Below are 26,873 nucleotides of genomic sequence, written 5' to 3'. Positions count from 1 at the left end.
TGTAAACCGGCACTCCGCCGGTTAGAATGGGCGGACTTTTTTTCAGGAGGTGGCCGATGGAGGCTCTCGACGCTTTGCTCAACCGTGTTTCCGTGCCTCGTCTGGTGGAGCCTGCACCTACCGCCGCACAGCGTGAGGTGTTGTTCAGCGCTGCCATGCGTGCGCCGGATCATGGTCAATTGCGCCCCTGGCGGTTTCTGACGGTCGAAGGCGAGGCCCGTCAGCAGTTGGGCGAGTTGCTGGCAGAAGCGGTACAGCAGGAGGCTGGCGAGGTGACTCCGGCCGCGTTGGACAAGGCCCGGGCGATGCCCTTGCGCGCGCCGCTGGTGGTTGTGGTGGTGGCCCGCTTGCAGGAGCACTTCAAGGTTCCCAAGTCCGAGCAGTTGCTGGCTGCGGGCTGCGCCGCCCATGGCATCCTGCTGGCGGCCTATGCCCAGGGCATCGGCGCGGTGTGGCGCACCGGCGAGTTGTCCTACTCGGCCCATGTGGCCAAGGGGCTGGGGTTGGCGGAAGGTGAAGAGATCATCGCCTTCCTGTATCTGGGGACGCCGTTGAACGAGCCAAGGGTCGCGGCGAAAGTCGATACCACCGAGTTCGTCAGCGCCTGGAGCGCCAAGGCCTGATCATTCCGGCCCGGTTTTGGGCTGCACCGTGGGCAAGCCCGTTTCTGCTCAATGGGGCAGAGGCGGCTTGCCCATGTTGCATTCATACCGGGGCCAGGGCACCAGGAACCAGGGGGAGTTCCAGGGTCGCGATAAAACCGTTCTGACTGTGATTGGCCAGTATCAGGCTGCCGCCATGGCGTTCTGCTGCGCGGCGGGCGATGGCCAGTCCCAGTCCATGACCTGATGTGTTTTGTCCCGGCGCGCGGAAGAAGGGTTCTCCCAACTGGTTCAGGTGTTCGGCATCCACGCCTGGGCCGTGATCACGCACGCTGATCAGGATCTTGTCGCCCTGGCGTTGAGCCAGGACTTCGATGGGTTGTCCCACAGGGTTGAAGCGCTGAGCGTTGCGCAACAGGTTGTCCATGGCCCGTTCGAGCATGGTCGGCCAGCCGCGCAGGCTCAATTGCGCTTGGGCATCGATCTGCACTGGCTGTTCGGGGCAGGCCAGTTGCGCGTCTTTTTGCAGGGTCAGCAGCAAGGCGTTGAGGTCGACTTCTTCGGCACTGGCATTGTCCGCATCGACGCGGGCCAGTACCAGGATTTCGCTGATCAGGGCTTCCAGGCGGTCACATTCACGGGTTAGCCGAGGCCAGAGTTTTTCCCGCTCTTCGGGAGCAGCCCGCTCCGCCAGCGCCAAGGCGATGCGCAGGCGCGCCAGGGGTGAACGCAATTCGTGGGAAACATCCCGGAGCAGTTGGCGTTGGCTACCGATCAGGCTCTGCAGGCGTGACCCCATGCGATTGAAGTCCCGAGCCAGGACCCCGAACTCATCACGGCGGTTGGCCAGGCGCGCCAGGCTGTTCTGCTGATAAGTGGCCTGGCCCAGGTCGTGGACGGCCCCGCGCAAACGGCTCAGGGGACGGGTGATGGACAGCGTCACCAACAAGCTGAACAGCGTCAGCACCACCAGGGCAATGGCCAGGGCACTGAGGGGCCAGGTCAGGCTGTCGCGATGCCAGGCATCCAGTTCCGGGTGTGGGATGCGATAGATGAACAGGTAGGTGTCACTGGTTTTCGGACTGGTGTATTCCGCTGTCAGGCGGCGCCAGGGCAGGTGCCGGTCGTCATTGTTCTGCCGGGCCTCGAACGCCGCGGCGCGGCGTGGGAAAGTCCCGCGGACCACCGGGTCCCCGCTCTCGTTGAGTACCTGCACGTCAATGTGGTACTGACGCTTGCGCTGCTGGAGGATGTCCTGGGCGGCGTCCTCGCCTTGGGTCTCGTAGGTTTGCGTCCACTCTTCGGCAAGACTGTTGAGACCTGGATGACGACTGAGAATCCAGGCGTCCTGATTGAGCATGTGCCCGAGCAGGATCGATAGCCCTGCAACCAGGGTGATGGCCAGCCAGAAGCTGGCCAGGATGCGCCAGAACAATGAACGCACAGGAACTCCTCGAACGCAGAAAGCCCAGTGGGGGGAGGCCACTGGGCTAGGGGTGAAAGCTAAAACATTATTGCGCTTTTTGCGGTTGTTGCGCCTTCCACTCTTTGAACTGCGCCCACTCGGCGCGACGTTCCTGTTGTTTCTTTACCATGGCGTCGAACTCTTTCTGCTGGTCAGGCTTGAGCAGGGCGCGGATGTCGGCCTGGGTTTTCTGCTGCTTGGCGGCCTGTTCGTCTTTCATGGCTTTCTGGTCGGCCGGGGAGAGTTTCTCCAGGTATTTCTCTACGAGCGCTTTGCGTTCGTGCATTTGCTCGCCCATCAGCTTGCCGATCTGCTGGCGCTGCTCGCGGCTCAGGTCCAGTTGGCTGAAGAGGCCTTTGCCGCGCATGTGTTCGCTGTGCCGAGGGCCGTCCATTGGGCCCATCGGGCCGTTGCCTTCAGGCATGGCCATGGCCATGGCCACGGTCGGCAGAGCGGCGGCGAACATCAGAGCGATCAGGGTCTTGCGCATGGTGTGTCTCCTTGTCTCGTTCCCGGTGAGTTCCGGATGAGCTCAGGTTACGCAGATCAAGGTCAGCGGCGGTCAGCGGAGGGTAAAGCTTGGGTAAAGACAAGAATCCCTGGACCTGACAAATTTCCGTCGCGGTAACGCAGACAGGCCCCAGGGTTTGTTTACAGGCTGTAGTAGTAGCCGCGGCTGCGCAGGGCAACGATCCGCGGGCGGCCGTCAGGATGGGGGCCGATCTTTTTGCGCAGGTTACTGACGTGCATGTCCAGGCTGCGGTCATACAGGGTCAGCTTGCGGCCCAGGGCAATCTGCGCCAGCTCCTGCTTGTCCAGGGGTTCGCCCGGTTGCTTGAGCAGGGCCTCGAGCAGGCGACTTTCGGAGACCGTCAGGGTTATGTCCTGCTCATCAATGGTGGCTACGCCACGAATCGGGCTGAAGCACAGGTCGCCCAGCTCCATCTGGCTGGAGGTTGCCACCGGGTGGCTGCGGCGCAGCACGGCACGCAAGCGGGCGGTGAGCTCGCGAGGGTCGCACGGCTTGGCCAGGTAGTCGTCAGCGCCCAGTTCCAGGCCGAGGATGCGGTCCAGCGGTTCGCCACGGGCTGAAAGCATCAGCACCGGCAGGTCGGGATGGTCGTTGCGCAATTGCTTGAGCAGTTCCAGGCCACTGCCGTCGGGCAACATCACGTCCAGTACCACGGCTGCCGGCGCGGTCTCGGCCAGCGCCCGGCGTGCGCTCAGTCCATCGTGACAGGCCCGCACCAGAAAGCCTTCCTGGCTCAGCCAACTGCTCAGGAGCTCGCACAGCTCCTGGTCATCATCAATCAGTAACAGGTCGCTCATGAATCACTCAATTTAGCCATTGTCGACGCTTGCGGTGTCCGCCACTGGCAAAGATACCGCAGAGCAGGGCGATGAGGGCCACTCCGCCGCCGGTCACGAACCATTGTTGCTGGTCGGTCATCAGAGGTGGCGCCGGGTTGGCCTGGGTCTCTTTGAGTTGTAGCTTGAGGCGCTGATTGTCTTGGCGCAAGCGGGTCAGCTGGGCGCTTTCCCGTTCGGCATCGGCACTTTGCAATTGTTTGCTCAATTCATCACGCAGGCGCTCGCTTTCTTTCAAGCGTTGCTGCAACTCGGTGATCTGACTGCCGGCGCTCAGGGAGAGCGGCGTCGAATGACCGGATTCCTGAGTTTCCTCGGCAAGGGCCGGAGCCCCGATCGACAACATGACCAACAGCAGGCACAGCGGACCTTGGCGCATCGAAACTCCTGATTCCAATCGAGTGTTGGGCAGGTTGTCGGCCGTCAAACGAGAATAATGAGCGATTGAGAACGTGATGACCGGTGAAGGTTCATCACGTCTCGGAGGATTTACGGCAGGACTTGCTTGAACGGTTTGACCAGCACGCTGGCGTAGACGCCGGCAGCTACATAAGGGTCGGCGTCGGCCCAGGCCTGGGCAGCGCCCAGGGAGTCGAACTGGGCGACAATCAGGCTGCCACTGAAACCGGCTGCGCCAGGATCATTGCTGTCCACGGCCGGGTGTGGGCCGGCCAATACCACGCGCCCCTCGGCTTGGAGTTGCTGCAGGCGCTCCAGGTGCGCCGGGCGCGCGGCCAGGCGGTTTTCCAGGGAGTTGGCGACGTCTGTGGCAATGATTGCGTAAAGCATGTCAGTCCTCGGCTTTCGGGGTAGTGGGATCGGTGTCATGCAGGTGGCGCGACAGGTAGATGCCCTGGCCCACCAGGAACAGTACGGTCATGCCCAGGCTGCCGAAGACCTTGAAGTCGACCCAGATGCTCTGGAAGGTAAAGGCAACGAACAGGTTGGCGGCACCGCAAAACAGGAAGAAGGCGATCCAGGCGATGTTCAGGCGGGTCCACACCGGATCCGGCAGGGTCAGGGCGTGGCCCATGATGCGCTTTATCAGCAGGCGGTCACCGATGAAATGGCTGCCGATGAAGGCCAGGGCGAATAGCCAGTTGACCACCGGGGCCTTCCACTTGAGGAAGGTTTCGCTGTGGAAGGCCAGGGTCAGGCTGCCGAAGACCAGGCAGGCGATCAGGGTCAGCCACTGGCTTTTTTCCAGCCTGCGCTGGGAAATGAACAGTGCGCCATAGACCACCAGGGAGCTGATGATCAGCACCGCCGTGGCGCTGTAGATGCCGCCCACAGTGACTTCGTGACCGGCAAGGTCGACGACGCGGGGATCGATTTTGTAGACGATGAAAAACAGGAACAGCGGGATGAAGTCGATGAATTGTTTCACAGTGGCAGCCAGAAGCAGGATGTGGCGGCATAATAACAAACATCCTTGGTAGCGAAAGCGCCAGCTGACTTGAGGTTTTATCGTCCTGTGAATGTTGATTTGCACTGCCATAGCACGGCTTCCGACGGCGCCCTGGCGCCCGCGGTTCTGGTTGCGCGGGCGTTTGAGCGAGGCGTGCGAGTCCTGGCCCTGACCGATCATGACACCCTCGAAGGCCTGGCTGAGGCCCGCCAAGCGGCGAACGCCCTGGGCATGCAGTTGGTCAACGGCGTTGAGTTGTCCTGTACCTGGGGCGGCGCGACCATCCATGTCCTGGGCTACGGTTTCGACACTCAGGCCCCGGCGCTGGTGCAGGCCATTGCCAAATTGCACGACGGACGCTGGCTGCGCTCCGAGGAAATAAGCCGCAAGTTGGCCCTCAAGGGGATGCCGGGAGCGTTGGAAGGTGCCCGGGCGATCCAGCAGGAACTCGGCGACAGCGGCAATGCACCGGCGCGGCCGCACTTTGCCGACTACCTGGTGCGCGCCGGTTTTGTGAAGGACCGTGCCGAAGCGTTCCGCAAATGGCTGGGCGCCGGCAAGCTGGGGGACGTCAAGCAGCACTGGCCGACCCTGGAAGAGACCGTGGCCACGCTACGCGAGGCGGGTGCCTGGGTCAGCCTGGCCCATCCCTGGCATTACGATTTCACCCGCAGCAAGCGTCGCCGGCTGATTGCCGACTATATTCAAGCCGGTGGTCATGCCATAGAAGTGGTCAATGGCCACCAACCTGCAGAGCAAGTGGGCAGTTTGGCTATCCTTGCTCGTGAATTCGGACTGCTGGTCAGCGCCGGCAGTGACTTTCATGGTCCAGGAGGCTGGTCCGAGATCGGCGAATATCGCCCGGTTCCGGAGGACTTGCCGCCGCTATGGTGTCGGTTCAAACATGACCCAATTATTGCCGCCTGAACAGGTAGAGACAGTGAGTCAATTTTTCCAGATCCACCCGGAAAACCCGCAGCCGCGCCTGATCAAGCAGGCCGTCGAGATTATTCGCGGCGGTGGCGTGGTGATCTATCCCACGGACTCTTCATACGCCGTCGGTTGCCAGATGGGCGACAAGGGTGCGATCGAGAGGGTGCGGCGCTTGCGCCAGTTGGACGACAAGCACAACTTCGCGTTGATCTGCAGCGACCTTTCGCAGTTGGGCCTGTTTGCCAAGATCGATACCGGTACGTTCCGCCTGCTCAAGGCGCATGTGCCGGGTCCGTACACCTTCATCCTCAATGCCACCCGCGAAGTGCCGCGTTTGCTGCTGCATCCCAAGCGCCGCACCATCGGCCTGCGGGTGCCGAGCAATCCAATCGCCCTGGCGCTGCTGGCCGAGCTCGGCGAGCCGCTGATGAGTGTCAGTCTGATCATGCCTGGCGATACCGAAGCCCTCAGCGACCCCTATGAAATGCGCCAACTGCTGGAGCATCAGGTTGACCTGATCATTGACGGCGGCTTTGGCAGCACCGAGTCCTCCACGGTGATCAGTCTTGCCGATGGTGAACCTGAGCTGATCCGTGCGGGTTGCGGCGATCCTGCGCCGTTCATGGTCGAGGCCTAGATGTCCGCAGTAGAAACCGTCGACGAGCAGGCCGGCGCCCAGCAGGAGTTGCCATTCGCCATGGTCTACGGCCAGGCGGTGATGGAAATGCCCCTGGACCTGTACATCCCCCCGGATGCCCTGGAAGTCTTCCTCGAAGCTTTCGAAGGCCCGCTGGACCTGTTGCTGTACCTGATCCGCAAGCAGAACATCAACATCCTCGACATTCCGGTGGCGGAAATCACTCGCCAGTACATGGGCTATGTGGAGTTGATGCAGTCCGTGCGCCTGGAGCTGGCCGCCGAGTACCTGGTGATGGCGGCGATGCTGGCCGAGATCAAGTCGCGGATGCTCTTGCCGCGTTCCGCCGAGGTCGAGCAGGAAGAGGATGACCCTCGGGCTGAACTGATCCGCCGTCTGCAAGAGTACGAGCGCTTCAAGGCTGCCGCCGAAGGCATCGACGGCCTGAGTCGGGTTGGCCGTGACGTGGTGGTGCCCAAGCTTGATGCGCCAGAGGCCCGGGCGCGCAAGCTGTTGCCGGATGTCGCCCTGGAAGAGTTGCTGATGTCCATGGCCGAAGTTCTGCGTCGAGGCGACATGTTCGAAAGCCATCAGGTCAGCCGCGAGGCCCTGTCCACTCGCGAGCGCATGAGCGATGTACTGGAGCGGCTCAAGGGGGGCGGTTTCGTACCCTTTGTCGAGTTGTTCACCGCTGAAGAAGGGCGCCTGGGTGTGGTGGTGACTTTCATGGCGATCCTCGAACTGGTCAAGGAATCCCTGGTCGAGCTGGTGCAGAATGAGCCCTTTGCGGCCATCCATGTACGGGCGCGAGCCGAATAACGAGCTTAAATCATGAATTTGAATGAACCCCGCGAGCTGGCGTCCCTGCTCGAAGCCTTTCTGTTGGCCTCGGGAAAACCCCAGTCCCTGGAACGCCTGTTCGAGCTCTTCGAAGAAGCCGAACGGCCGGATCCGGCGGTTTTCAAGAAGGCCCTGACCCTGCTCGGCAAGTCCTGCGAGGGGCGCGCCTTTGAGCTCAAGGAAGTGGCTTCGGGGTATCGCCTGCAGATCCGCGAGAAATTCTCCCCTTGGGTGGGGCGCTTGTGGGAAGAGCGGCCCCAGCGTTATTCCCGCGCCATGCTGGAGACCATGGCCCTGATCGCCTACCGCCAGCCCATCACTCGGGGCGAGATCGAGGATGTGCGCGGCGTGGCGGTCAACAGCCACATCGTCAAGACCCTGCTGGAGCGCGAGTGGATTCGTGTGGTGGGCTATCGCGACGTGCCGGGCAAGCCGGCGATGTTCGCCACCACCAAGGCTTTTCTCGATCACTTCAACCTGAAGAACCTCGACGACCTGCCACCCCTGGCCGAGCTTCGCGAGATCGAGGTCGAGCCGGTACTGGAGTTCGACGACGTTCCGGTGCCCGAGCACCTGCAGCAACTGGCCGACGCCAGCGCCGAACCGGAAGAGCCCAAGGAGGAAACCAGCTTCCACACCTTGCTGCTGGAGCTGGACTCGATGGAGGAGGGGATCAAGACCGACTTCGACGACCTGCACCGTGAGGGCGCGCCGGATGCGGTGGATGATCTCGCTGTCGAGCCGCAGCTGAAGCCCCAGGCAATGGTCGATGATGGCGTCGCCTTATCCTTGCCGTCGCTGTCGGACGAGTACGAGGCAAGCCGGTGGCCGGAAGACGATCAGGATGAGGTAGCCGACGCTGCGATCGAGCCTGAGGATGAGTCGCCGGTGGAAGCTGAGGACGATGTGCTCGGGGTGGCCGAGGCCCGGGCCAGGTTGTTGGCCGCCGTGGCTGCGCTGGAGCCGGCAGCCGCCGAGTTGAGTGAAGAAGAGGCTGAAGCCCTGGCACTGGCCGAGGCCATCGAGAGTGAGCGCCGCCTGCTGGACGACTGACCCGCAAGAGGCCAGCTTGTGTAGGAGCTGGCTTGCCAGCGAAGGCGTCAGCCGCCTCACCACAAGGCTCAAGCCCCCCTTCGCCCCCTTCGCCGGCAAGCCGGCTCCTACAGGGATTGGCGCCACAGATGACGCCACAGATTGGCGGAAAAAAGCCTGGGTCGCGACTTATCGACTAGTCTGTGATGCGCAACCGCCGCCATGAGCGTATGATTCGCGACCCTTTGGCGATCCCTTCGCCACAGACTCTGTTTTTTACCCTTCAGGCTACTCAAGCCTGAAGCGACACACCGGGAGGTGCCCAGATGAGCGATACCGATCAGAACGACCAGGAAATCCGTCCAGCCGGCGAGAAACTGCAGAAAGTCCTCGCCCGCATCGGCGTCGGCTCGCGCCGCGACGTCGAGTCCTGGATCAGCCAGGGCCGCATCAAGGTCAACGGCAAAGAGGCCACCCTGGGCCTGCGCGTCGACCTGCATGACGCGATTTCCATCGATGGCAAGGTGATCAAGCGCGAAGAGGCTGCCGAATCGGTACGCCGCGTGATCATGTACAACAAGCCCGACGGCGAGATCTGCACCCGTGACGACCCGGAAGGCCGTCCGACCGTGTTCGACAAGCTGCCGCGCCCGAAAGAAGGCCGCTGGATCAATATCGGCCGCCTGGACATCAACACCACCGGTTTGCTGATGTTCACCACCGACGGTGAGTTGGCCAACCGCCTGATGCACCCGTCCTATGAAATGGACCGTGAGTACGCCGTGCGCGTGCGTGGTGAAGTCGACGACGAGATGATTGAGCGCCTCAAGGCTGGCGTCATGCTCGAAGACGGCCCGGCCAAGTTCACCGACATCAAGCAGGCGCCCGGTGGCGAAGGTTTCAACCACTGGTACCACTGCGTGGTGATGGAAGGTCGTAACCGTGAAGTACGTCGCCTGTGGGAGTCCCAGGGCCTGGTGGTCAGCCGCCTGAAGCGCGTGCGCTTCGGCCCGGTATTCCTCAACTCCGACCTGCCCATGGGCCGCTGGCGCGAAATGAGCCAGTACGAAGTCGACATCCTCAGTGCTGAGGTTGGCTTGACTCCTGTGGCGATGCCGCAACTCAACGCCAAGTCCAAGGACAAGCTGGAGCGCATGCAGCGTAAATCTTCGCGTCCAGTGGGCAAGAGCGAGCGTGTGCGCACCCTGCGTCCGGCCAACGGCACCCCAACCACATCGCGTGCCCCCCGTGAGCCGCAGATCGAAGGCGAGCGCCCAGGGCGCAAGCCTGCGGCCCGTCAGGACGGCGAGCGCGGGTCACGTGCACCGCGGCCGGCAACCGGTCGTGGCACGCCAGTGGCCGATCGTCCGGCGGACACCAAGCGCCCGGCCAAGCCGGCGCCGAAGTCCAAGCGTCCAAGCCTGGTGCTGGACAAGGATGCGCCATCCGGCAAGCGTCGCGGCGCTCCAGCCGGTAGCGGCCAGCGTCCTGGCTTTGGTCGCCGCAAGCCGGAGTAAATCCCGGTCGGTGCACAAGAACGCCAACCCACGGGTTGGCGTTTTTTTTTGCCTGGTGGTTCGTAGGAGCCGGCTTGCCGATGAATAGTCAGCAGGACTGCGGACTGCTTTCGCCGGCGACCGGCTCTGACCGCGGAGGCTAGAAGGCGAACTGGCCGTCGAACACTGGCTTGTTGTCCACCGCCAGTACCCCGGCGCTGAAGATCAGGTCCAGATGATGGCTGCCCTTGGCTCCACCGCCCAGGCCGAGGTGCAGGCCGCAGTGACGCTCTTCAAAACCGGAGTTGCGTCCATACAAGGACTTGATGCCCTCGTTGGTGCCGATCCCCAGCTCCTCGATGCGCCGATTCGACGGGTTGGCATCCAGGTACTTGTTGAAATCAGTGGCCAGTCCAGGGACTTCGGTCGCCACCTGGCGGATGCTCGAATTCTCGATCCACAGCTCCAGTGGCGTTTGCAGCACCCCGTACTTGCGGGCAAACGGAATGGTGCTGAGGAAGGTGCCGAGAAATCGTACATGGCCATTGATCGCCTCGCTGTGGGTGGCGATTTCACCTGGCGCCAGGTCGTAATTGCCCACGCCGTTGATGTCGGTCCACTTCTTCACGCTATTGAGTGGTGCTTCGAAATACGAGCCCTGAGGGTCGCTGAAACTCAGGGTGCCGGCCTGGGACAAGCGCCGGATCAGGGTCGCATTGAGGTCGGCGATCCGCTGCGGCTCGATGCTGAAGGTATCGTAGAAGTACTCGCCGTAATCCTTGAACAATAGGGATTTTTTCCAGTGCTCGGCCATCAGCCCATGCAGCGGTCGGAGAAATTCCGGGCCATCTGGGCGCGGCTGAGGCAGGGTCGAGGAGTCATAGAAAAAGATGTACAGGTCACAGTCGATAATTGCCTGGGCCAGGCTCTCGGCAGGCTCCAGATCAAGGCGCAGGGCGCTGACCGCCAGTGGCGTGGACTGGCGGGATTGTTCGATGATGGCGCGGCTCATGGCCTGATACTCGGCGGTATGGCCGATCACTACCTTCGATGGCTGGGTGTTGCTCAGGGCCGGGTGACGTTCGAGGTAGTACAGGAAATGGCGGATGGCGCGGGTCTGGTCCATAAAACCTCCCTGGAGGACAAAAATGACCGGGGCAGGCGCTGGGCCTGCTCCGGTCCGGGCGCCTTACATCGGCCACATCGCCGTGCCGAACGGAACCACCGCGTCAGCCTGCATCATTTCCACTGCGGCATCATGGGTTGTCACTTCGAACCAATCGTCCAGTTGCAGCTCGGTTTCCAGGTCTTGTTCCAGTGTTTGCATGGTGACTCTCCTAGATGACATTGCGCATTGCAGTCCATTGGCGGAACAGATCAACAGCGGCGAACGGGATGGTTGCGAGTGCTGTCAGCCGTTCCTCGGGCTTGCCGGATATTGGATCCGGCAAGTGGCTGGAAACCTAGTCCAGGGCATTTTGAAGTGCAAAAAAATAATTAGATTATTTTCTACTGAACTTTATTTTCTATTTTGATGCTGGAAAATTTATTGCCGGAAAACAAAAAGCTAAGGCTTTGCGCTCGCATTGGAGTGGTCGGCGTCAATTTGTAGTCTGTCGTTGAGTGGATCTGTTTTGGCAATTTTATGTTACGCACTGTAAAGAAATCATTACGGAATCGGGCGTTCTGGGCACTGAATGCGTAGTGCTTGGCGAGCTGTAAGGAAAAGCTTCCGAAAGGCGCTGGATAATTCGGCCTGCAAGGCTCTGGTCCGCTTGTTCCGGGGCGCCAAGGCAGGTGTGATGCACACCTGCCTGCGTACAGGTGCATAACAAGAAGGAGGCGCAATGAACGCCGTAACCGACTTTCACCGACACCCTTCGAAGGGCGATGGTCATCGCACCTTCATTGACGACCGCACGCGGCCCGTCCAACTTTCCGCCGTCGATGCCGAGCATCGAGCTGGCCCCATGAGATCCCGGTTACCGGCACGCTGAAACAGCGGTGTCTGGCGGCAGGGGGTCAGGGGTGTACAATGCGCGGCGTTTTAACTGTGACCCAACTGCGTACCCGCGCATTTTGCGCCAGGGCAGCCGTTTTCAGCTTGTCTGCGCGTTGCTGAAAACACCTCTGCCGGGCCAATAAACTCAAGGTTATCCACCTTGTTCACTCCGCCGCGTCACGAGCGTGGTGGGTTCGATTTCGTCACAGATAAAAACAAACAGGTGACGCATGACCGTTAAAGAAACGCTGAGCTTCTGGTGCCTGCGCTGGGATTTGATCCGTGCCGCTTAAGCCTTGACCGGGCGGCAACGTCTTGCATACATCATCAAACCTTGCGTGAGAACCTTTTCATGAGTGGACAAAACTCGCATTCGGGCGAGCTGAAACGCGGCCTGAAAAATCGTCATATTCAACTGATCGCCCTGGGCGGTGCGATTGGAACCGGTTTGTTCCTGGGCTCGGCCGGGGTGCTCAAATCCGCCGGCCCGTCGATGATCCTCGGTTACGCCATCTGCGGTTTCATCGCCTTCATGATCATGCGCCAACTGGGCGAAATGATCGTCGAAGAGCCCGTGGCCGGTTCCTTCAGCCACTTTGCGCACAAGTACTGGGGCGGTTTTGCCGGTTTCCTCTCCGGCTGGAACTGCTGGATCCTCTACATCCTGGTGGGCATGTCGGAGCTGACTGCCGTCGGCAAGTACGTGCACTACTGGTGGCCGGAAGTACCGACCTGGGCTTCGGCTGCAGTGTTCTTCGTGATGATCAATGCGATCAACCTGGCCAACGTCAAGGTCTTCGGCGAAGCCGAGTTCTGGTTCGCGATCATCAAGGTGGTGGCGATCGTCGGCATGATTGCCCTGGGCAGTTACCTGCTGGTCAGCGGTAACGGCGGCCCACAAGCTTCAGTGAGCAACCTCTGGGAACATGGCGGCTTTTTCCCTAATGGCGTCAGTGGCCTGGTGATGGCGATGGCGATCATCATGTTCTCGTTTGGTGGCCTGGAAATGCTCGGTTTCACCGCAGCTGAGGCCGACAAGCCGAAAACCGTGATCCCCAAAGCGATCAATCAGGTGATCTACCGCATCCTGATTTTCTACATCGGTGCCCTGGTGGTGCTGCTGTCGCTGACCCCGTGGGACAGCCTGCTGGTGTCCCTGAACGCGTCCGGCGATGCCTATAGCGGCAGCCCGTTCGTCCAGGTGTTCTCGATGCTCGGCAGCAACACCGCGGCGCATATTCTCAACTTCGTGGTCCTGACCGCGGCGCTGTCGGTGTACAACAGCGGCACCTACTGCAACAGCCGCATGCTGCTGGGCATGGCCGAGCAAGGCGATGCACCCAAAGCCCTGGCCAAGATCGACAAGCGTGGTGTACCGGTGATGTCGATCCTTGCCTCGGCGGTGGTGACTTTTATCGCCGTCGTGCTCAACTACCTGATTCCTCAGCATGCCCTGGAGCTGCTGATGTCCCTGGTGGTGGCAACCCTGGTGATCAACTGGGCGATGATCAGCTACTCGCACTTCAAGTTCCGCCAGCACATGGACCGTACCGGCCAGACCTCGCTGTTCAAGGCCCTGTGGTACCCCTACGGCAACTACATCTGCCTGGCGTTCGTGGTGTTCATCCTTGGCATCATGCTGCTGATCCCGGGCATCCAGATCTCGGTGTACGCGATCCCGGTGTGGGTGGTGTTCATGTGGGTCTGCTATGTCATCAAGAACAAGCGCAGTGCCCAGCATGCGCTGCAGGCGGCCAGCGCTTCGCTGAAGTAAGCGCGACCCCGGCAATGACAGACCCGGCTCCGGCCGGGTTTTTCATGCGTGTAATCTTTGTGGGGGCTGAGACCGCCTTCCAAGCTATTTTTGATGTGCTTCAAAAAACGCAAGGTACTTAGGGGCGTATTCCTTGAAGGCTCTATCCTTGCCTTTTTCATATGCCTTTAGAAAAAACTCAAAAGATTTATCTTCTTCGCCAAGCTCAAAGTGTATTTTTCTTAGATCTATCAGTTCTGAGGTTCCGGCGTCAGGGATGTTGCATTTGAAAATATCTTCCGGCCATTTTTTTGCAGTTTGATAATCGCCTAATTGAATATGCACTTCGTAAATGCAGTTAATCAGCCGCCGTGCTTCTTCTGTTTGGTATTTTTCGGATTTCAATGCGTCCATGTCTTTCCAAGTCGATAGGTATATCTCTAGTGCCTCCTGAGGCTTGCCTTGATTCTCTAGCAGGTTGCCCACCTCGATTTTACTGACGATCGACAAATTTAAGTTGCTCACGGCTCAGGTTTCCTATGGCAAAAGTGCAGGTCAATAGCTGGGCCCGAGAGGCGCGCCCTACGAGTGATTAATTGAATAGTGGTCCAGGTCGCGCTGATCCAGGGTTATTTTTTTGGAAAAATTTTATGTATGCTCCCGTCCGGCAGGATCTCGGTAATAATCACTCCATTACTGGCATGGTTTAATTGATAGAGTCGGTGTGCAATGATTTCATCTGTTAGCCATGATCTTTGGTTTATTGTGGTGATTTTGTTGTTTTGGTAGTTGTAGTCTAGTTCTGTGTATTCGCCGCGGCGGTTAAAAAGGTATGAATTTGTTGTTGTGCTATTTTCGAGCTTTGCCCACTTCACAAAATTCAGGTTGGCTTCTGTGTCGCTGTCTCGGGAACTGCCAAAGGCAAATTCAATTGCGTGATCTGGCTGATAAATAAAAAACCGTTGATAGACCAGCCAGTACCCCTCTCTTGAGTTGTATTCTGCATATTCTGTTTCGCTAATTATTTCCCCATGCTTTTCTAGGTGGTAACACTGTTTGTTGTTCCCCGGTTCTGACTCCTTTTTTAACATTCTTCCTGCTTTGTGGCCAAGTAACTCTGCATTGTAAGGGAGTAAGTCATAGGCTGGCATTACTCCGGTTCCCCATTGGGTTGATGTTGATTCTTGCTTTGTTCGTTTTAAAAAGTCTGGATACTTGTTTCTGTTGTCTTCAAATAATGACTGTAAAGTATCTTTCATTGCGATTCCTTGCTTCGCGGCAATACGGGTTTTTCCGTTATTACGTTGTTCTTGGGGTTTGGCTGGCCCTGTCTTGGATTCAATTGAGTTAGACATGACAATAGGCTGAGCATTGTGCACAGCTCTTGATGCGCCACCTAGACTTCTTGCAAGGCAGAACTACAGCTCTCCCCACCGACCAATCCAACCCAGCGCATTCGGCGCATGCCGATAGGGATTATCCTCACCCATCAACTTCATGCATCCTGCGTGGTGAACCTCCCTGCTTCGTGTGTTCAGGGTTGTTCTCGACGCGGGCCTGTGGGGCTTAGCTACCGGGTTCGTAGATGTAGAGGCTGCGACGGTCGACGTGTTGTTCCTGGAGCAGGCGCAGGCCTTGCCAGGATTGGGCGTGGATAAGGCGGGTTCAACTGTGGTAGTGGAACCGTTACATTGTGCCGCTCGCGCTGATTTTTCGCTGAGGGTGACCCTGTCGTCAAGACTTTCGGCAGGAACAAAGAATAGATGATTAATCAGCCATGGATTGTAGTTCTGATAGCGGTGCCGAGTATAAAATACGCTCACCTCCAGTATTGATTCTTGTTGTGATGACTAGTTTTTCATCTTCAATGAGAATGTCTTTAAATCTGTAATGGAAGGCCACTTCGTCTGGAGGTGTGATGAGAATCACACGCTCGAATACAGTTCTTTCTTTCTTGGATGCATGTAGCTTGAGTTTGAATTCGTCAAGTGTCATGGAACAGTCGAGTCGGCATCTTATTCCAATGTGGCGGAAATTTTTATCTTTAAATACCCATTCGTTGCGCAGTCCACCGGCTTTGAAGTCGTCAAGCCATTCAAGTAGGTGGTCAAGCGGGATGTCAAACGCTGATGAGGCTTTTTTTAGTCCATCAATCAGTAGGTCTATGTAATATCTGGCAAGTAGCTCTTTAGGGGTTGATCGGCAGTGGTCTATGTCAAAGCCGATCGGCACAGCAAGAGCGTTCGTGGATGCTACATACATTTCGTTTTGTGGATTGCTATATCCTATGATGCAGATTTTATTGAATTTTTCAGAGTTGAATTTCAATGAGGAAAGTTGTCGTTCAAGATAGTTGCAGATGTGGCGTGTTTGATCCCTGATGATGGAAGTGTCTTTTGCACGATTGTGAAACTCTACGAGGTCAGGGTAGAGATAGATTTGTTTTAATATCATGGGTGGTGCTGCCTCAAAGGATCAAGTGTATGAAGTTGAGTGTCAACGGCTTAACCTAGAGCAGCTAAAGCTCATTCTTTCTAAACGCTGATCCATGCCTGGTAAACAGGCATTCAGCGCTGTGTATTTATCTGATAAGTCACTGCAGTTCCACCAACGTCCAGTGCCGTGATGCTCTGTCCTTCTAATCGCCGTCCCTCCACCTCACGCTCACCTGAATCAAAATTCGCCACCAGCCGTGTCCCATCGGCAAACGTGGTTTGCTGCAGCAGCCGATCTTCGCTCAACCACCGAAAATCCGTCATTGCCTGTGTTGCCAGACGCTCATGCAGTGGCCGGAAAAACCCATCCTGGCGAACCATCGCCGGTAACCGTTGTTGCAATGTGTCGGCGCTCAGGTGATACAGCGGCGGCACGTTATAGAGCAACTGAGTCAGCTCACTCTCGGTTCGCACGTTGCTCAGTTTCAGGCTGTCGAACAACCAGTGATGCGTGGTGATCACCGAGCCGTGGAACACCGCCTGATACAGCGGCAACCGCGTCTGTGGGGCAAAGTGCACGGTGCGATAGGGTTCCTTGAGCGGCACGGCCTTGAAGAACACCTGAGGTTTTTCGTTGGGAAACCAGCGCCCCAGGTAATAGGGCGATTGGGGATTTTGGCTCATGTCCGGATCCCCCCAGCCGATCACCGGTGTCTGCATGCCATGGGCAAACAGCACGCCCCGGGCCGTGGTGGCATTGCCATCCTCGGATCCAGCAGGCAACCGCAGCGTCTCGTTCAGCCAGCGCGAGGCGTCGATGTTGCCCTCGGCGTTTTGGGCTTGGGTCATGGAGGCGCTGAGACGATAGCTGTCAAATACCATGCCTGTGGCGTAGGCGTCGAGAAACCAGCTATTGAACCCGGCCTTGGCCTGCACGGCTTTGATTCGGGCCTCAAGTAATGGCCGCACACAACGTGGATCGGTGTAATGCCCGGACTGCTGGAAACCACTTTTGAACGCGCCGCCGTTCAAGATAATCGCACACTCAGTGTTGGCCCGTGAGCCGAGGTGCGCGGTGCTCCAGTCCGGGTTTTCAGTGGCGCTCAACGCGGTTTCGTAAGAGTCGTAAGGCGCCACCAGATACCCGGCCGCCACACCTTGGCGTACCGCTTCGGGATGCCAGAGTCCGCCCTCCCAACCCTCGCCGAGGCCTAGCCACAAGCGTGACAACCCCGCGGTTTGCAACTGCTCGAACGTTTTTGGCGTCAACGTGCTGCCCCAGCGTTCTGGGGAGGCCGTCAGCGCCTTGTCGAAGACTGTTGCCACTTGCGTGCGCAATCGGCCATAACCCTCGGCGAGTTTTTGCATGTCCGGTTCGGCGACCATCTGCCAACCGCTCCGCGCCTTGGTGTTAAGCGCGCTATTTAGGTTGCGCAGCAAGGTGGTTTGTTCATAGCGATCCAGCGTTGCTTGCTCCTTGGTCAGGAGCTTGCGAGTTTCAGCATCAAAGCTGCCGCGCAACTCGCTAACCAACGCACCGTTGCCCCGCAACAGCTTCAACAGCGCAGGCCAACTGCGCACATCATCCGGTCCGAGTAGGTCGCTGCCCCACAGATACACGTGACTGGCTCCCAGCAGTTTTTTCGCCTCTGGGGTTTTCAGAAATTTATCGTCAAGGGATTCGTATTGCCCGTTGTCTCTCAGCCATTGCCGATAGCGCTTGGCACCCGACAGCGGATTAGCATCGCCCAACGATAACTTGAAGGTCAGCGGTGTGCCTGGCGCAAGCGAAGTGAATTCATGACGGGCTGCCAACCCCAGGGCCTTACCATCGGTGCTGAAGGTCAGGTGATTGTTGTACGGGTTGGTCAGCAGCCAGTTCAGGGTGAAGCGGCCGTGATCAACGCCCCATAGCGGAAGGCTCAGATCCTGGGTGGTATTGAGTTCACCTTGATCGAGCAGAAAGTCTTGCCACAACGCATCCCCCGCCGGCACGTAATGCCCCTCGGCCAATGGCCAGATCAAGCCTTTGCCCATGGCGCTACCAGGTTGATTGAGGAAACCTAGTTCACCGGGATCGCGGGCGGTGATGGATAGCGACAGATCGCGTTGATCGAGGCTGGCGCTCAGCACCCAGGCGCCGTTGTCCCATTGCCAGTCGATCCGGCTGGGCGTTTGAACGAGGTCGTTGACGGTGTGTGCGTTGACCCCGGCGGAGGCTTGTATGGTCGGGCTCTGTGTCGGTGTTACTTGGATTGCCAGCGTCGCGGGGTCGATTTCAACGCGCCAGAGCAGGTTTTCCAGCACGGCGTTGGCGATGGCCCAAGGCGAGAGCATTGCGGCACCGATTAGGAGTGCAACGCACAGGCAGCGATGCTGGGATGGCATAGGGTTGTCCCTTCTGCGATAAAAAACGGGGAGGGTAATGCAATCGGGTAGCTGCGTCGTACGGTAAATGTTGCAAGGTTGTTCGGTGTTCTAAACCAAGGTTCGCAAGGTGTAAGCGTCAGGCGAACATGCCTGCGTAGTTAAACGGGCGCTCACTTGTACGATAGCAATTCAATAACCTCATTCGCTCGCTGCGTCTCCTGTTTTGAGCCAGCAGAAAAGTTCCTCGTCGGTACATATAGGGGTATATGTTCGGAAATGGCATACATAACGCCAGTTCGTTGGATTTTTATCTGCAGTCAATCAAGCGTCATTGCAGGCAGAGTTATCTCCCTTTGCCAAAGCATCCAGGTGGCGCCCCCAATTGCTCCAGGGCTGCGCGTTTTCCGGTCAGTAGCCATAGCGGTCGTGGTGTTTGGGCTGTATGCCACTACGTTCATGTGACAGCCGCCGAGCAGGCACTTCGGTACTGATGCCGGGCGGGCTATCAAGATTTCAGCGCTGACGCGGACGTTACGGTATGTGAATAGACGAATTTTGCCTCACGCCGCAAGCTCGCGGCACTAGCCGTTTATGAACCCAGCTGTTTGCGTTCGAGTGTTAGGGAGCCTTTGCCACTGGTTTCGACAGGTTCGGATGTCTTGTCTCTGACGTTGTAGGCTTCCTTTTCTGTCAGTCGAATGCGCTTGGCCATTTCTCCCGTTTATTTCCCGTTTTGCCTTAAAAGTCACGTTGTATAGTGAAGCACTGAAACAACGGAAGAACTCCTATGGCCCTAATAATAAAGGGCTTTATGGATGCTTGGATATTTTAGGAGTCGCTATGAGAGTGCAATGCTGAGGGTTTCCAACAACGTGCATCTGCCGGATGCCGAGATCGAATTGACGGCCATCCGCGCCCAGGGTGCCGGTGGGCAGAACGTCAACAAAGTGTCTAGCGCGGTGCACCTGCGCTTCGACATTCCGGCTTCGTCCTTGCCGCCTTTCTATAAGGAGCGGTTGCTGGAGCTGCGCGACAGCCGTATCACCAGTGACGGCGTGATCATCCTCAAGGCCCAGCAATACCGCACCCAGGAGCAGAACCGCGCCGATGCCTTGGCGCGCCTCGTCGAGCTGATTCTCAGCGCCATCAAGGTGGAAAAGAAACGCCGTCCCACCAAGCCGACCCTAGGCTCGAAGAAGCGTCGCCTGGAGACCAAGGCCAAGCGCGGCAACATCAAGGCCGGTCGCGGCAAGGTGGATTTCTAGTGCGCTTCGCGGTCCCTGCGCAGCGTGGGGGCCTGGCGATACAGGTACAGGCTCAGCACCAGACCGCTGCAGGCCGCAATGGCGGCGAACAGGAAGATCGAGGCAAAACCGAAGCCGGCGGCAATCGCCCCGGCCAGCGGCCCAGTGATGCCCAATGACAGGTCGATGAACAGCGAATAGGCACCCACTGCTGCACCACGGCTGGAGGCGGGCACCAGATTCACCGCTTCCACGCCCAGGGCTGGGAACACCAGGGAGAAGCCAAAACCGCTCAAGGCTGCACCGGCCAGCGCCCAGTGCGCATCGGGGGCCTGCCACAGCAGCAGCAGGCCGAGGGTTTCCACCGACAGGCAGGCGATCGCCACGCGAAAGCCGCCAAGGCGATTGATCAGGTTGCCGAACAGCAGGCGCGCGCCGATGAAGCTGGCGCCGAACAGGCTCAGGCACAGTACTGCGTCGGACCAGTGCTGGGTGGCGTAATACAGGGTGATGAAGGTGGCGATGGTGCCGAACCCTATGGAGCCCAGCGCCAGGCCGCAACCGTGGGGGAAAACCTTGCCCAGCACGTGGATGAACGGCAGGCGTTCACCGGCAACGATGGGCGCGGCAAGTTTCGGCCAGGCCAGCAACAGACCGATCAGCGCCAGCAGGATGATGCTCGCGCCCATGCTCCACAGCCCCAGGCGATTGACCAGCAGCACCCCCAGCGGCGCGCCGACGGCCAGCGCGCCGTAGCTGGCGATGCCGTTCCAGGAGATCACTTTGGCGGTGTTTGGTGCTCCGACCCGGCCAATCCCCCAGCCGATAGCGCCCGAGCCCACCAGGCTTTCCGCGCTACCCAGTACCAGGCGACCAATCAGCAGGCTGATCAGGCTCAGGGTCGGTACGCTCTGCAGCCAGGCCGAGAGCAGCATGAATACTCCACTCAGGCCGCAGCCGGCCAAGCCGTACATCACTGCGCGCTTGCTGCCCAGGTTGTCGATGATGCGTCCGGCATAGGGGCGGCTGAGCAAGGTCGCCAGGTATTGCACGCTGATCACCAGGCCGGCGATCACCGCACCGAAACCCAGGTCGCTGTGGACGTAGCCCGGCAATACTGCCAGGGGAATGCCGATATTCAGGTAGCCGATAAAAGTGAACAAGACGATGGAGACGACTTGTATCGTGACCACTGAAGGGAGTGGGGTATCTGGCATGGGGGGTGGGTCCACTGCGACAGCTGAATAGATAGGCTGCTTATGATACCGATGTGGGCCGGGATGCAGGGGGAGAAATCGGCGCGTTGTGCAGATCTTTACCTGCTCTGGCGCAGGCTCAGGCGTCTTTGGCACCCAGCAGTTGCGTGGTGACCAAGGCGGCCAGGGCGTTTTCCTGGGTGCCGAAGCGGGCGAGCAGGATTGCCTGTTTTTCCGCGCTGAGACGATTCCACACCGCGATCATCTGCTCTGCAGTGCCGATCAGTACGCTGGCTTGGGTTTCGCTGAAGGAGTCGGTCATGGTTCGGTGGGGCTCGGGGGAGGTTTCAGGCGGTGTGGAAAGCGCTTGAGTAGCGCTTTCCACACGGTCTGGTTGCTGCTCTATCAGCTTTCGCTGTCGGCCTTGCGGCTGTCGGCGGCTTCTTTCGCTACAGGCTTTTCAGCACTGGCTTGTGGCGGGGTTGTCTGCTCAGTTTCGTGCAGGCTTGGGAAGGGGAGATTCGGAATCTCATGCATGTCGTTGCTCCTCGCAAAGTCTGTTTTTTAAATCGCTGGGTAGATCCGCGCTTTTAAAAAGCTTGGGCAGGATACAGCAGTACAAATGACAGAAAGATGTTTATTTCCCTCGATCGATGCTCGTTGGTCTGAACCCTTGGTGCTGCATCCGACGGGGACACTGCTTCACGGTCCCGGCAGCAGTGGCTCGGCGCAACGCTGGAAACGGCGTTGCGTCGAGCGTCGCGGCTAGGGTTGGGGCGGGTTGACGATGATCTTGCCGACCATCTGTGGGTGCAGGGCGCAAAAGTATTCATAGGTGCCCGGGGTATCGAACACATAGGAAAAGCTGTCGTTGGTGTCCAGTGCCGCGGAGCGGAACAGCTTGTGGGTCTCCACCACGGTGTGGGGTATCTGGTCGTCATTGACCCAGGTGACCTGGGTGCCGGCCGTCACTTGCACATCCTTGGGGTTGTACATGAACTCGCGGATATCGATCTTCACTTCCTGGGCCCAGGCCGGCGTTGCCAGGCAGCCCAGCAGCAAGAGTTGCAGGAGCATCTTCATCGGGCCGGCACCTTCAGATCAGGGTGGAATCGAGCAGGGCCAGCGGGTGTTCGCCCTGGGTGGCCAGGACATCGGTGATGCCCAGGTAGTTGCGCAACTGGTCGGCGGCCACGGTCATCGGGCCGGGGTTGGGCGCGGCTCCCGGCGCCGGTTGCGGATAGGCGGTGCCGCGGGCGGTGTGAAAGGTGATGTTGCCCTCGACCTTCTGGATAACCTGGTGGATATGGCCGTTGAGGATGGTCACCGAGCCATAGCGGCGTAGCAGGGCGATGGCCTGGTCGCCGTCCTCGGTGCCCCAGCCCCAGGGCTGGTAGATGGTCCACAGGGGGATATGGGTGAACACCACGATGGGCGTGCTGCTGGTCACTGCCCGCAAGTCGTCCGCCAGCCAGGCGAGCTGCTCGGCCCCCAGGTTGGCTTCATGGCCGGCCTGGAAGTTGAAGACATTCACCAGGGCGACGAAGTGCACGCCCTGCTGGTCGAAGCTGTACCAGCCGTTGCCTTTGGTGCCTTTGCCGTAACGTTGCAGATACAACTGGCCGGCCCCTTCATCGAGGGTGTCGTGCTCGCCCGGCACATAGTGCACGGTCGCGGGCAGGCCCTTGAGCAGTTGTGCGGCGGTATCGAACTCCGCAGGTCTGGAGAGGTGGGTGATGTCTCCCGTATGCAGGATCAGCGAGGGCGGCTTGGGCAGGGCAAGCACTTTGTCGATGGCTACCTGCAGGGTTTTCGCCGGCTCGGGGTTGGCCTCTTTGTTGAAACCGATGTGCGAGTCGCTGATCTGCACAAAGTGGAAGCTGCTGTTAAGTGCGGCGGGATCGGATGGTTGGCCGTTCTGATCCAGGGCGAAGGCCCGTGGAATTCCCCCGCTCAACGCCCAGATGACCCCGGCACCGGCCCAGGCCGAGCATTTGAGCAGGGTGCGGCGATCAGGGTTCTGCGGGCCATCGGTGGGTTGGCTCGGCGATGTGGCGTGAGTATCCATGGGGGCGCCCTCGGTAGCGGTCTACAGTGATTGAGCTGACATCTGTAAAACCGTGCGGTGAAGGGCTTTATTCCGAAAGAACAGATTTTATTTCGGGAATAAAACCCGGTTTTTTACCGTTGTAGGGTGCAAAGGAAATGGAGCCACCATGACGCGATTCGAGGAATTGTTCCTGCCGCATCTGAATGCGGCCTATAACCTCGCGCGCTGGCTCACCGACAACGACAGTGCGGCCCAGGACGTGGTGCAGGAGAGCGCCTACAGGGCGGTGAAGTTTCTCCATCGTTTCGACGGTGGCAACCCCAAGGCCTGGTTTCTGACCATCGTCCGCAACGAAAGCTACAACTGGCTCAAGGCGTCGTCCCGCCATGGCACCGTGGTCTTCGATGAGGCGGGCCTGGAGGATGAACCGGCGCTGTCCGATGGGCGAACGCCGGAATGGCAGCTCATCCAGGGGCAGGAGGTCGAACGGCTGCAGCAGGCGCTCCTGGCCCTGGCTCCGGCTTTTCGTGAGGTGATAGTGCTCAAGGAGTTGGAAGACATGGCCTACAAGGACATTGCGAGAATCGTCGACATTCCTTTAGGGACGGTGATGTCGCGCCTGGCCCGGGCCCGGGCCATGCTGCGGCTGCAACTGCAGAAGTCCTGCTCATCATGAATGACATCGGCTGCAAGTCTTGCGGTGAATGGCTGCACGGCTACCTCGACAACGAGCTGGAAGTGAACGCGGCCGCCGAGGTGGCGGAGCATCTGCGGCATTGTGCAGAGTGTGCGCGGCAGTGCGCTGACGCTCGGCGCCTGATTGCTCAGGTCAAGGCGCATGCGCCCTATCATCTTGCGCCAGCTGCCCTGAGCCAGCGGGTACGGGCCAGTGTCGCGGCACCTGTGGCGCAACAAGGCGGGTTGTTGCAGGGGCTGTTGGGAAGGGGCAGTGCCCGTTGGCTGGCGCCGGTGTTTTCAGCGTTGGCGCTGGTCTTGTCCCTGGTGCTTTACCTGGCGGCGCCTTCCAGTGAGCGTCCGTGGCTGGACGAGGCGGTGTCGAGCCATGTGCGTTCGCTCATGGTTGATCATTTGAATGATGTGGCGTCCTCGGACCGGCATACGGTCAAGCCCTGGTTCACTGGCAAGCTCGACTTTGCCCCACCGGTTTTCGACTTCCGCGAACAGGGTTACCCGCTTTTGGGCGGCCGCCTCGACTACCTGCAGCAGCAAAGCGCCGCAGCCTTGACCTACGGTCATGCTCGGCACCTGATCAATCTGTTCATCTTGCCTACGACGGAGGCGGATGCATCTGCGCAGACGTTGTCTCTGCGTGGCTACAACCTGGTTGCCTGGAGGCACGCTCACCTGCGTTTTATTCTGGTTTCAGACCTTGAGCAAGGCGAGTTGGAGACGCTGGGACAATTGATCCGGCACAGTCTTTGAAGGCCTGTGCGTGAGTGCCTTCGGGGGAGGGTGGGAGCGAAGGGGCGAGTGATCTATTGAGCAACCCCGGCACTTGCACGACGACGCAGATGCCGGGGGGATGCGTAACGGTTGGCTTCAGCCTTTGCAGACGGAGGCGATGGCCGCGGCCAGCAGGTCCAGGCGCGCAGCATCGATTCCGGCCACGTTGGCCCGGCCGGAATTGACCATGTACACGCTGTGCTGCTCACGCAACATCTGCACCTGGGCTGGGCTCAGGCCGGTGTAGGAGAACATTCCGCGTTGCACGCCGATATGCGCGAAGCGCTCGGCGAGGCCATGGGGTTGCAGGGCTTCCACCAGGCCGGCGCGCAGTTGCGCAATGCGTTGGCGCATGGCCTCCACTTCGTCGATCCACAGGCGCTTGAGCTCGGTGTCACCGAGGATGGTGGCAACCACTGCAGCCCCGTGATCCGGAGGTGTGGACCACAGGTTGCGGGCAATGTGGGCCAGTTGGCTGCGCACATCGAGCAGCTTCTCGGCATCCTGGGTGCAGACGATCAGGGCGCCAGTGCGATCACGGTACAGGCCGAAGTTCTTCGAGCAGGAGCTGGTGATCAAGAGTTCCGGCAGTTGCGCCGCGAACAGTCGAACCGCCCAGGCATCCTGCTCCAGGCCGTCGCCGAAGCCCTGGTAGGCGAAGTCGATCAGCGGCAACAGGTTGCGGCTGCGCACCACTTCCAGCACCCGGTGCCAGTCGTCGTGGCTCAGGTCAAAACCGGTGGGGTTGTGGCAGCAGGCGTGCAGCAGTACCACGTCACCCTTGGGCACCTGGTTCAGGGTCGCCAGCATCGCCTCGACGTCGAGGCGGTTGTCGCTGCCCACATAAGGGTAGTGACTGACCTTGACCCCGGCTGCGGCGAAGATCGTTTCGTGGATCGGCCAGGTCGGGTCGCTCAGCCATACGCCACGGCCTGGCAGGCAGTGGGCGATGAAGTCGGCACTCAGGCGCAGGGCGCCGGTGCCGCCCGGGGTCTGGGTGGCGCCGGCACGTTGCGCGGCGATGAGTGGCGAGTCGCTGCCCAGTACCAGCTCATTGATCACCTTGCCGAAGGCCGGGTCACCGTGGCCACCGATGTAGATCTTGGTGGTCTGGCGGTCTACCAGGCGCTGCTCTGCCAGCTTCACCGATTGTGGAATCGGGGTCAGGCCCTGGGAGTCCTTGTAGACCCCCACGCCGAGGTCGAACTTGTTCGGGTTGGGATCGCTGGCGTAGGCCCCCATCAGGCCGAGAATCGGGTCGCCGGGTACCCGGCCGATGGCGTCGAAATGCATTACTTGCGTCCTTCTGCAGTCTTGGCCACTTCGTCGGTGCGGGCAGCCATGATGAAGTCGTTGCGGTGCAGGCCCTTGATCGAGTGGCTCCACCAGGTCACGGTGACTTTGCCCCATTCGGTGAGCAGGCCCGGGTGGTGGCCTTCGGCCTCGGAAATCTCGCCCATGGCATTGGTGAAGGCCAAGGCAAATTTGAAGTTCTTGAACAGGAAGACTTTTTCCAGCTGCATTACGCCGTCGCGAACTTCGATGTTCCAGTCAGGAATCTGCTTGATCAATACCGGCAGTTCTTCGTCGCTGACCTGGGGGGCATCGGCGCGGCAGGCTTCGCAGTGGGCTTGGTTCAGAGCGGTCATGGTGGGTTCCCGAAATCAATTCTTGTTGGAAGTTACTATCTTTCGCAGCGGCTCGCGAGTGCGAACCGCTTAGGCCGCCTTGGGTTTTGGCGGAAACTTGGGTGCGTGCAGGCCCAGCTGCATGCCTTGGTGGACCAGGGCCATGATGTCTTCATGGGCCAGGTCGAACAGGCGCTTGAGGTTGGGCAGGACGAAATAGACCGGCTGCAGGATGTCGATGCGATATGGCGTGCGCATGGCTTCCAGTGGGTCGAAGGCTTGGTGCTCCGGCTCTGCGGACAGGCTGTACACGGTTTCCTTGGGCGAGGAGAGGATGCCGCCGCCATAAATCCGCTGTCCTTCTGGAGTGTCCATCAGGCCGAACTCGATGGTCATCCAGTACAGGCGCGCCAGGTACACCCGCTCTTCCTTGGTGGCTTGCAGGCCAAGCTTGCCGTAGGTATGGGTGAATTCGGCGAACCAGGGGTTGGTCAGCAGCGGGCAGTGGCCAAAGATCTCGTGGAAGATGTCCGGTTCTTGCAGGTAGTCCAGTTCTTCTCGGGTACGAATGAAGGTTGCCACTGGAAACTGCTTGCTGGCGAGCAATTCGAAAAAGGTCTGGAAGGGGATCAATGCTGGCACCCGGGCCACTTGCCAGCCGGTGGTTTCACCCAGGACCTTGTTGATTTCCGCCAGTTGCGGGATGCGGTCGTGGGGCAGGTCGAGTTTGTCGATGCCGTCCAGGTACTCCTGGCAGGCACGGCCTTCGAGGACCTTCAACTGCCGGGTGATCAGGGTGTTCCATACTGCGTGTTCTTCGGCTGGGTAGTCGATAAAACCTTGCGCGTCGGGCTCGCGGGCCACGTACTGCGTCTGTTTCATGCTGCTCTCCTGCAAGGGGATGCGTTCTTGTTCTGTTGACCGCAGTGTTACCCCGAGGTGCGGCGTTT

Annotated in this window: 30 protein-coding genes; 10 read left to right on the top strand and 20 right to left on the bottom strand. The window is 59.4% G+C overall.

Features of this window, described 5'->3' with window-relative positions; translation table 11 throughout:
- Nucleotides 1–56: 56 nt before the first annotated feature.
- A complete protein-coding gene (locus GV818_RS06835) occupies nt 57–623 on the top strand; it encodes an NAD(P)H nitroreductase (protein WP_161753810.1) in 567 nt (188 codons plus the stop codon).
- Nucleotides 624–705: 82 nt separating this feature from the next.
- Here the strand turns inward: GV818_RS06835 and GV818_RS06830 are convergent, their stop codons facing one another.
- The 6 genes from GV818_RS06830 to GV818_RS06805 all read right to left on the bottom strand — a co-directional run bounded on the left by GV818_RS06830 (nt 706) and on the right by GV818_RS06805 (nt 4,822).
- Complete coding sequence (locus GV818_RS06830) at nt 706–2,046, bottom strand: sensor histidine kinase (RefSeq protein WP_161776119.1); 1,341 nt, start codon at nt 2,044–2,046, stop codon at nt 706–708.
- Nucleotides 2,047–2,113: 67 nt separating this feature from the next.
- On the bottom strand, nt 2,114–2,557 hold the full coding sequence (locus tag GV818_RS06825; protein WP_161776117.1) for an LTXXQ domain protein: 444 nt from the start codon (nt 2,555–2,557) through the stop codon (nt 2,114–2,116).
- Nucleotides 2,558–2,718: 161 nt separating this feature from the next.
- Nucleotides 2,719–3,396, bottom strand: coding sequence for a response regulator transcription factor (locus GV818_RS06820; RefSeq protein WP_161753804.1), 678 nt, complete (start codon nt 3,394–3,396; stop codon nt 2,719–2,721).
- Nucleotides 3,397–3,403: 7 nt separating this feature from the next.
- Entirely contained in the window at nt 3,404–3,814 is a 411-nt protein-coding gene (locus GV818_RS06815; protein WP_161753802.1) for a translation initiation factor 2, read from the bottom strand.
- A gap of 110 nt (nt 3,815–3,924) precedes the next feature.
- Entirely contained in the window at nt 3,925–4,224 is a 300-nt protein-coding gene (locus GV818_RS06810; RefSeq protein WP_161776115.1) for a YciI family protein, read from the bottom strand.
- Between the two features lies 1 nt (nt 4,225).
- Nucleotides 4,226–4,822 (bottom strand): septation protein A, encoded by a 597-nt coding sequence (locus tag GV818_RS06805; protein WP_161753799.1) that lies wholly within the window; start codon nt 4,820–4,822, stop codon nt 4,226–4,228.
- 87 nt (nt 4,823–4,909) lie between these two features.
- Between GV818_RS06805 and GV818_RS06800 the strand changes: the two genes are divergently transcribed.
- From GV818_RS06800 to rluB, 5 genes are all read left to right on the top strand, one after another.
- Complete coding sequence (locus tag GV818_RS06800) at nt 4,910–5,770, top strand: PHP domain-containing protein (RefSeq protein WP_161753797.1); 861 nt, start codon at nt 4,910–4,912, stop codon at nt 5,768–5,770.
- A gap of 13 nt (nt 5,771–5,783) precedes the next feature.
- Nucleotides 5,784–6,413 carry an L-threonylcarbamoyladenylate synthase gene (locus GV818_RS06795; RefSeq protein ID WP_161753795.1) on the top strand — a complete coding sequence of 210 codons (630 nt, stop codon included), beginning with the start codon at nt 5,784–5,786 and terminating at the stop codon, nt 6,411–6,413.
- A gap of 120 nt (nt 6,414–6,533) precedes the next feature.
- Nucleotides 6,534–7,232, top strand: a complete 699-nt coding sequence (locus GV818_RS06790) for a segregation and condensation protein A (protein ID WP_178124775.1) — start codon at nt 6,534–6,536, stop codon at nt 7,230–7,232.
- A gap of 12 nt (nt 7,233–7,244) precedes the next feature.
- A complete protein-coding gene (scpB, locus tag GV818_RS06785; RefSeq protein ID WP_161776113.1) occupies nt 7,245–8,306 on the top strand; it encodes an SMC-Scp complex subunit ScpB in 1,062 nt (353 codons plus the stop codon).
- 305 nt (nt 8,307–8,611) lie between these two features.
- Entirely contained in the window at nt 8,612–9,802 is a 1,191-nt protein-coding gene (gene rluB / locus GV818_RS06780; RefSeq protein ID WP_161753790.1) for a 23S rRNA pseudouridine(2605) synthase RluB, read from the top strand.
- 139 nt (nt 9,803–9,941) lie between these two features.
- On the opposite strand, the gene GV818_RS06775 is transcribed toward rluB, so the two are convergent.
- Both GV818_RS06775 and GV818_RS34065 read right to left on the bottom strand, forming a co-directional pair.
- On the bottom strand, nt 9,942–10,907 hold the full coding sequence (locus GV818_RS06775; protein ID WP_161753789.1) for a leucyl aminopeptidase: 966 nt from the start codon (nt 10,905–10,907) through the stop codon (nt 9,942–9,944).
- A gap of 63 nt (nt 10,908–10,970) precedes the next feature.
- Entirely contained in the window at nt 10,971–11,108 is a 138-nt protein-coding gene (locus tag GV818_RS34065; protein ID WP_178124747.1) for a hypothetical protein, read from the bottom strand.
- 1,027 nt (nt 11,109–12,135) lie between these two features.
- Here GV818_RS34065 and GV818_RS06770 point away from each other — a divergent pair.
- Complete coding sequence (locus tag GV818_RS06770; RefSeq protein WP_161753788.1) at nt 12,136–13,557, top strand: amino acid permease; 1,422 nt, start codon at nt 12,136–12,138, stop codon at nt 13,555–13,557.
- Between the two features lie 84 nt (nt 13,558–13,641).
- Here the strand turns inward: GV818_RS06770 and GV818_RS06765 are convergent, their stop codons facing one another.
- The 4 genes from GV818_RS06765 to GV818_RS06750 all read right to left on the bottom strand — a co-directional run bounded on the left by GV818_RS06765 (nt 13,642) and on the right by GV818_RS06750 (nt 18,359).
- Nucleotides 13,642–14,061 (bottom strand): hypothetical protein, encoded by a 420-nt coding sequence (locus GV818_RS06765; protein ID WP_161776111.1) that lies wholly within the window; start codon nt 14,059–14,061, stop codon nt 13,642–13,644.
- Between the two features lie 104 nt (nt 14,062–14,165).
- Complete coding sequence (locus GV818_RS06760; RefSeq protein ID WP_161776109.1) at nt 14,166–14,891, bottom strand: hypothetical protein; 726 nt, start codon at nt 14,889–14,891, stop codon at nt 14,166–14,168.
- A 412-nt stretch (nt 14,892–15,303) separates the two neighbouring features.
- On the bottom strand, nt 15,304–15,990 hold the full coding sequence (locus GV818_RS06755; protein WP_161753786.1) for a hypothetical protein: 687 nt from the start codon (nt 15,988–15,990) through the stop codon (nt 15,304–15,306).
- Between the two features lie 113 nt (nt 15,991–16,103).
- Nucleotides 16,104–18,359: a glycoside hydrolase gene (locus GV818_RS06750; protein ID WP_161776107.1), complete on the bottom strand. Its 2,256-nt coding sequence runs from the start codon at nt 18,357–18,359 to the stop codon at nt 16,104–16,106.
- Nucleotides 18,360–19,192: 833 nt separating this feature from the next.
- Here GV818_RS06750 and arfB point away from each other — a divergent pair.
- Complete coding sequence (gene arfB / locus GV818_RS06745) at nt 19,193–19,606, top strand: alternative ribosome rescue aminoacyl-tRNA hydrolase ArfB (RefSeq protein ID WP_161776105.1); 414 nt, start codon at nt 19,193–19,195, stop codon at nt 19,604–19,606.
- Here arfB and GV818_RS06740 read toward each other — a convergent pair.
- From GV818_RS06740 to GV818_RS06725, 5 genes are all read right to left on the bottom strand, one after another.
- Nucleotides 19,603–20,802 carry an MFS transporter gene (locus GV818_RS06740; protein WP_161776103.1) on the bottom strand — a complete coding sequence of 400 codons (1,200 nt, stop codon included), beginning with the start codon at nt 20,800–20,802 and terminating at the stop codon, nt 19,603–19,605. The two genes, arfB and GV818_RS06740, sit on opposite strands and share 4 nt — an antisense overlap.
- A 118-nt stretch (nt 20,803–20,920) precedes the next feature.
- On the bottom strand, nt 20,921–21,103 hold the full coding sequence (locus GV818_RS06735; RefSeq protein ID WP_161753782.1) for a hypothetical protein: 183 nt from the start codon (nt 21,101–21,103) through the stop codon (nt 20,921–20,923).
- An 83-nt stretch (nt 21,104–21,186) separates the two neighbouring features.
- Nucleotides 21,187–21,318, bottom strand: a complete 132-nt coding sequence (locus GV818_RS34365) for a hypothetical protein (protein WP_256667335.1) — start codon at nt 21,316–21,318, stop codon at nt 21,187–21,189.
- Between the two features lie 228 nt (nt 21,319–21,546).
- Entirely contained in the window at nt 21,547–21,864 is a 318-nt protein-coding gene (locus GV818_RS06730; protein ID WP_372242060.1) for a cupredoxin domain-containing protein, read from the bottom strand.
- Nucleotides 21,865–21,877: 13 nt separating this feature from the next.
- Nucleotides 21,878–22,849 carry a metallophosphoesterase family protein gene (locus GV818_RS06725; RefSeq protein ID WP_161753781.1) on the bottom strand — a complete coding sequence of 324 codons (972 nt, stop codon included), beginning with the start codon at nt 22,847–22,849 and terminating at the stop codon, nt 21,878–21,880.
- Nucleotides 22,850–22,997: 148 nt separating this feature from the next.
- Between GV818_RS06725 and GV818_RS06720 the strand changes: the two genes are divergently transcribed.
- Entirely contained in the window at nt 22,998–23,507 is a 510-nt protein-coding gene (locus tag GV818_RS06720; RefSeq protein ID WP_161753780.1) for a sigma-70 family RNA polymerase sigma factor, read from the top strand.
- Nucleotides 23,504–24,274: an anti-sigma factor family protein gene (locus GV818_RS06715; protein ID WP_161776101.1), complete on the top strand. Its 771-nt coding sequence runs from the start codon at nt 23,504–23,506 to the stop codon at nt 24,272–24,274. The genes GV818_RS06720 and GV818_RS06715 overlap by 4 nt, the downstream gene beginning before the upstream one ends.
- A 117-nt stretch (nt 24,275–24,391) precedes the next feature.
- On the opposite strand, the gene GV818_RS06710 is transcribed toward GV818_RS06715, so the two are convergent.
- The 3 genes from GV818_RS06710 to phhA form a co-directional block, all read right to left on the bottom strand.
- Complete coding sequence (locus GV818_RS06710) at nt 24,392–25,588, bottom strand: amino acid aminotransferase (protein ID WP_161776099.1); 1,197 nt, start codon at nt 25,586–25,588, stop codon at nt 24,392–24,394.
- Complete coding sequence (locus tag GV818_RS06705) at nt 25,588–25,944, bottom strand: 4a-hydroxytetrahydrobiopterin dehydratase (RefSeq protein ID WP_007930096.1); 357 nt, start codon at nt 25,942–25,944, stop codon at nt 25,588–25,590. Before GV818_RS06705 ends, GV818_RS06710 begins: the two co-directional genes overlap by 1 nt.
- Nucleotides 25,945–26,013: 69 nt before the next feature.
- Entirely contained in the window at nt 26,014–26,805 is a 792-nt protein-coding gene (gene phhA, locus GV818_RS06700; RefSeq protein WP_161753773.1) for a phenylalanine 4-monooxygenase, read from the bottom strand.
- Nucleotides 26,806–26,873 lie beyond the last annotated feature (68 nt).

Origin of the sequence: Pseudomonas sp. Fl4BN1 (assembly GCF_009908285.1) — a bacterium.
GTDB lineage: Bacteria > Pseudomonadota > Gammaproteobacteria > Pseudomonadales > Pseudomonadaceae > Aquipseudomonas.
The sequence above is the reverse complement of the archived record's forward strand: the minus strand, read 5'-3'. Positions and strand labels throughout refer to the sequence as shown.